Source organism: Vibrio sp. qd031 (assembly GCF_002100145.1).
GTDB lineage: Bacteria > Pseudomonadota > Gammaproteobacteria > Enterobacterales > Vibrionaceae > Vibrio.
In genome coordinates, this window is record NZ_JXQD01000014.1 from 1 (window position 1) to 1,568 (window position 1,568).

Sequence of the window (1,568 nt, forward strand, 5' to 3'; positions counted from 1 at the left end):
GGCGTTGATATGACCCCCACTGTCAATTAAAACGCCAAGAATTCTGCTCCCACATTTTCAGAGCTTTGATGTGTATCAAGGGATAGTGTTAACGCATAGGTGAAGCAAGTAATTTCGTCGGTTCTCATGCTGATATTCGTGGATTACTCACTTTTCAATGAGCAGCGCCTACCTTACTTATTCCGTCGTGGCACCTGTCTTCAGTCTATGCTCGTGGTTCAGTAAAAGCTTTCGCTCTACTGCCGTCCTAACGCCGTCGGTGGTTGTGCCACACCCGATGCTTCAGCCAATGCATTAACACTAATTCTTTATTCATGATGGTAACCTTGCGATCCGAGTTTTTGGATCCACATCGCAGATCACCACTTCTCTTGCTATAGCCCAAATATACGCGATCATTTCTCTAGCGATCGCTGTGACTACGACGTTGCGATGCTTGCCTCGCTGAAGAAGCCGCTGATAACGTCGGCAGAGCCGCTGTTGGGCTTGCCAAGCAATATCGACGATTTCTTTTGGAAGACTCTCTTGCCTGCGCAGCAACTCAACCGAGATATTAGCTTTGTGCTTGTAGGTTTGGGCACCTTCAATTAGCAACCGTCTTGCTCGGCTATTCCCACACTTAGTGAGGCTACCACGCCTTATTTTACCTCCGCTGGAGCTTTCTGTTGGAACCAAACCAAGATAAGCCATCAGCTTTCTAGGATGATCAAAGCGACGTAGGTCGCCCAACTCTGCTATCGTACCGAGTGCAACCAACAACCGAACACCTCGCATTGCCTGGACCGCTTTGACTACAGGGTAGTAGCGCCAGTTCTTGGCTTGATGAAGCAGCTCGTTATCTAACCTTTGAAGGCGTTGCATGCGTTCACTAATAGTGATGATCATCTCTTGCAGAACTATTTGCTGACTATGGTGCGGCATGATGAGGTCTGTTAGCCACCGTAGATGCTTTTTAGACCAGTTATCGTTCACAGTTGCCTGAACATTGTTGCGCAGCAAAAAGCCTTTAAGTTGAAACTTGGCGTCCTTTAAATCCTTCATAGCGGTCTCGCGTGCTCTAGATAAATCTCGGATCGCCTCGTCTTCGGCTTCAGGTACATAAATCGAGGTAAGCTCTTCTGCCTTGAATAGCTTGGCAAGCTTAGCTGCATCTCGTTTATCGGTTTTGATTCGATCTCCGGATTTCTTTGGAATAAGCGACGGGGCAACGACACAGCAGCAATGACCGAGGCTAGTGAGCAGTCGATAGGTCCAGTACCCACATGGACCTGCTTCATAAACGAAGTGTAATGTCGCTTTCGGGTACTTTGATTGAAGTTGTTGCGCCAGTTTGATAAGTGCAGACTTGTTGGATTTAATGCGACCGAGATGTTCAGGGTGAGCGCCTCGATTTTCTCGCAAAACTGCGACTTGAATAAAGGACTTGTGAGTATCTAAGCCTATGAAAATTATGCTATCGTTATTCATGCTAGCCTCCAGATTTAGTTGTTTGCACACTAATTATGGCTCTGGCGTCAAGCTAACCCACGATACTGGAGGCTAGCACCTCGTCGGGGTCATTATGTCTA

The 1,568-nt window shown here is 47.3% G+C and carries 1 protein-coding gene; it reads right to left on the reverse strand.

Annotation, left to right across the window (positions count from 1 at the left end; translation table 11 throughout):
• Positions 1-312 precede the first annotated feature (312 nt).
• The gene (locus tag ST37_RS05905; RefSeq protein WP_084884608.1) at positions 313-1,467 is read right to left on the reverse strand and encodes an IS110 family transposase; all 1,155 of its coding nucleotides are present in this window, start codon (positions 1,465-1,467) and stop codon (positions 313-315) included.
• Between the last annotated feature and the right edge of the window lie 101 nt (positions 1,468-1,568).

Coding starts and splice junctions, on each gene's coding strand:
- ST37_RS05905 (WP_084884608.1), bottom strand. CDS start 1,467: ATGAATAACGATAGCATAATTTTCATAGGCTTAGATACTCACAAGTCC.